Origin of the sequence: Methyloceanibacter sp. (assembly GCF_051306395.1) — a bacterium.
Lineage (GTDB): Bacteria > Pseudomonadota > Alphaproteobacteria > Rhizobiales > Methyloligellaceae > Methyloceanibacter.
Genome location: NZ_JBPPND010000053.1, coordinates 1 through 3,555, shown reverse-complemented (window position 1 = coordinate 3,555; position 3,555 = coordinate 1). Strand labels below are relative to the sequence as shown.

Sequence of the window (3,555 nt, the reverse complement as noted above, 5' to 3'; positions counted from 1 at the left end):
CGCCGGGAACACCATGACCCGGTTCTGCTCGGCGATATAGAGGAAGCCGTCCTTGGAGAAGCAGACGCCGTTCGGGATGACGAAATCGATGGACGGCGCGAAGCGCTTCACTTCGTCCGCGACGCGGTCCTTGTCGCGGTCCGTGATGACCCACACGTCGTCCTTGCGGGTGCCGACGAAAACCGCGACTCCCTGTGGACCGACAGCTATGTGGCGGGCATCCGGAACAACCGCGAACAGCTCGATCTTGAAGCCGGCCGGAACGTCGACTTCCTCGAGATTGGCACGAAGCTGGTCGGCATAGTCGCCCGTCTGCTCGACGGGTTTGAAATCGGCCGAGGTTGTGCCTGTCGACTGCATTGCCCCGAGCTTCTGCAGATTGTCTTGCGCTTGTGCGATCGATGAGAAACCGAAGGCAGCCGTAGCCACCGAGGCAAATAGAATTGCTCTCATTTCCTCCTCCTGTATTTTTTCTTTGTGCCCCTTCAGGTGACGTCCCTGGACGTTCTCTAATCGCCTCTGTCAACAAGCTCCTTTCTTTTCCATGCAGCGTTTGCCGGGCTCAGGGTTCTCTCCGTGGTCGATCGCAATGATCGCCGCATGTTTGCGTTGGAACGGGTGGGTCGAAGTGGTGTTCGCGGTTCCGTTGGACCGCATGCCAGGGAGCGACCTCATCCGCGCAGCGTCCCGGCAGGACGCATCTCGGGAAGTGGGCTTGGGTTGGGCGGCGACGCTCCTCCTCAGGCTGTGGCAGCGGCGTGGCGGAACGGCTCGTTCGTCTTCCACATGGCGTGGAGGATGACGGCGAGCTTGCGCGCTACGGCAACTTTCGCCTTCTTGAAGCCGCCGCTTTTTGCAATCCTCAGCCCCCATGCCTTGAGGGATGAGAAGCCAATCTGCCGTGTCAGGATGACGTTGGCGGCTTCATAGAGGTGGGTTCTCGTGAGCTTGTCGCCGCGCTTCGAGACGCGGCCGTTTCGGCTGACCTCGCCGGACTCATAGCGCCGGGGCGTGAGGCCGAGATAGGCGCCGGCGCTGGAGGAGCGGCGGAAGCGGGAAGCATCGTCGTAGGTCGAGGCGACCGACAGCGCGATCACGGCGCCGACCCCGGGAGCGGTCATGAACAGCCGGGCCATGGTGTTCTGCTTCGCGGCAGCGCGAACGCGCGCATCGAGAACCTTGATCCGCTCGATGATGGATCGGCGGGCCTCCAACATCGCCTCGACGATTGCCTTGATCTCGGGCGCGGCGGCCAGTTCACCGGAGACGATCTCCTCGGCACGGCGGGCAAAGCCGCCGACCTTCCTCCCGAACATGACGCCGAAGGTCTTCAACAGCCCGCGGATCTCGTTCTCGATCTTGCCTCGGAGGCCGACGAGAAGGTCGCGTGCCGACAGAAGCGCCCGCACGACATAGGCGCCGTGGCTCTTGATGCGGACCTCCTTGAACCATCCCGTCCGCACGATCTGAGCCAGGCCGGCCGCGTCGTGGCGGTCCGTCTTGTTCGGCATCATCGAGAGTGCGGCGCTTGCATGCCGAGCATCAAGACACACGATCGGAAGTCCGCGCTTCGTCAATTCGTTCCAGAGCCAGACCGCAAGCGGTCCCGTCTCCATGCCGATCCTCTTCGTCTCCCCAGCCTTTACTGTCAGCCACTCCTTGATGGCGTCAGGATCGGTTGGAACCTTGCCCTCTGCTAACTTCCTGCCGTTCTCATCGACCACGCAGATGGCGGTCTGTTCCATTGAGACATCCAAGGCTGCATACTTCGTCATGGCAGTTCTCCTTCCTGCGCTGCGGCGCTGACCGATTCATCGACATGGTCAGGTTGGGGAACTGCCTCCCGGAATGCGAGAGGCGCCACCCGCGATTACGCTAAGTGGTGTAGCTGGGTAGCTCGGGAGCTATGGCGGAATGTGGGTGATGACGGTGTGAAGAAGGCGGCGTATCGAGGCGGGTAACCAGCCTGCCAGAACCTCTCGAGGAGAGCGATACGCCATGAAGACAGATAGCAGCATTGTTGCTTTTCAGCACCCGGACGAGATTGACGATCCCCTGACTTCGGTTTTGCGTGACGGCGCCCGCCGACTGCTGGCGCAGGCTGTGGAGGCGGAGGCAGAATCCTTTCTGGCGGCGATGCAGGGCGAACGGCTGGCCGATGGCCGGGCACGCCTTGTTCGCCATGGCCATGGCCCGGAGCGGACGATCCAGACGGGGATTGGTCCGGTGCCGGTGAGCCGCACCAAGCTACGCGACCGCGGCGCTGCGGCCGGGACGGATGGCCACATCATCTTCCGGTCGGCAATCTTGCCGAAATGGGCGCGGCGGACCACCAGCCTCGATGCGCTGCTGCCGGTTCTTTATCTGCGCGGCATCTCCACCGGCGATTTCCAGGACACCTTGGCGGCGCTGCTCGGCAAGGACGCGCCGAACCTGTCGCCGTCGGTGATCGGGCGCCTGAAGGAGGAATGGCAGGTCGAATACGAGCGTTGGCAGCGCCGCGACCTGTCGGCCCGGCGATACGTCTACATCTGGGCCGACGGGGTCTATCTGCAGGCGCGGATGGAAGACGCCGCCGCCTGCATGCTCGTCATCGTCGGCGCGACGCCCGAGGGCCGCAAGGAGCTTGTCGGCTTCCAGGTCGGCGTGCGCGAGAGCGCCCAGAGCTGGCGTGAGCTGCTCGTCGACCTGAAGGCCCGCGGCCTGTCTGTCGCCCCGCAGATCGCCGTCGGCGACGGGGCAATGGGCTTCTGGAAGGCGCTCGACGAGATCTTCCCGACGACCCGGCACCAGCGTTGTTGGCAGCACAAGCTCGTCAATGTCCTCAACAAGGTGCCGAACTCGATGCAGCCGAACATGAAGGCGGACCTGCGGGAGGTTCGCGATGCGCCGGATCGTGCGAGCGCCGAGAACGCCATCGCCATCTTCGCAGAGAAGTACGCCGTCAAATATCCGAAGGCCGTCGAATGCCTGACCAGGGATCGCGAGACGCTGCTGGCCTTCTTCGACTTTCCGGCCGAGCATTGGGATCATCTGAGAACGGCAAATCCCATCGAGAGCGTCTTTGCCACCGTGCGGCACCGGACGGTGCGCACAAAGGGCGCCCTGTCGCAGAGGACGGCGCGCCTCATGGTCTTCAAGCTCATCATCGCCGCATCGAAGACCTGGCGGAGGCTGAAGGGCGAAAATCGCTTGCCGATGCTCATCGCTGGCGTCAAGTTCACCGACGGCATCGCGGTCACCGCGGTGTCCGACCAACGCGCCGCCTGATCGGCCGCGTCACCCAATTCCAGCCATAGCTCACGGAAGGGTCCGCTGGAGCCGTACCCTGAATCGGCAAGCACACAGCCAAAACGCGCACCGGAGGCGATGACGCGGTCGACCTCCTCGATAGCAATCTCCGGCTTTGTCAGAGCAGTCTGTTTATCCTTCGGCACACGAGCCCGCGCCATACGTTCAGGATCATCTGTCCAGCTCTCGGGCAGGAATAGCCGCAGGCCCACCATCACCGGCACCTCGCGCGACGCCAAGGTTACCGAGACCAGCGACTGACAA

The 3,555-nt window shown here is 63.3% G+C and carries 2 protein-coding genes and 2 pseudogenes; 1 reads left to right on the top strand and 3 read right to left on the bottom strand.

Going from position 1 to position 3,555, the window contains the following annotated elements; genetic code table 11:
* Positions 1–453: pseudogene (locus ACSLE4_RS03540) on the bottom strand (PQQ-dependent sugar dehydrogenase); the annotation flags it as partial.
* Between the two features lie 287 nt (positions 454–740).
* On the bottom strand, positions 741–1,775 hold the full coding sequence (locus ACSLE4_RS03535; RefSeq protein WP_435903102.1) for an IS110 family transposase: 1,035 nt from the start codon (positions 1,773–1,775) through the stop codon (positions 741–743).
* Between the two features lie 223 nt (positions 1,776–1,998).
* Here ACSLE4_RS03535 and ACSLE4_RS03530 point away from each other — a divergent pair, with 223 nt between their 5' ends.
* Positions 1,999–3,270 carry an IS256 family transposase gene (locus tag ACSLE4_RS03530; RefSeq protein WP_435903101.1) on the top strand — a complete coding sequence of 424 codons (1,272 nt, stop codon included), beginning with the start codon at positions 1,999–2,001 and terminating at the stop codon, positions 3,268–3,270.
* Between the two features lie 11 nt (positions 3,271–3,281).
* Here the strand turns inward: ACSLE4_RS03530 and ACSLE4_RS03525 are convergent.
* Positions 3,282–3,555 (bottom strand): annotated as a pseudogene (locus tag ACSLE4_RS03525) (transposase); the annotation flags it as partial.

Excerpts from the sequence above, each read along its gene's own strand:
- ACSLE4_RS03535 (WP_435903102.1), bottom strand. The coding sequence starts at position 1,775 with ATGACGAAGTATGCAGCCTTGGATGTCTCAATGGAACAGACCGCCATC.
- ACSLE4_RS03530 (WP_435903101.1), top strand. The coding sequence starts at position 1,999 with ATGAAGACAGATAGCAGCATTGTTGCTTTTCAGCACCCGGACGAGATT.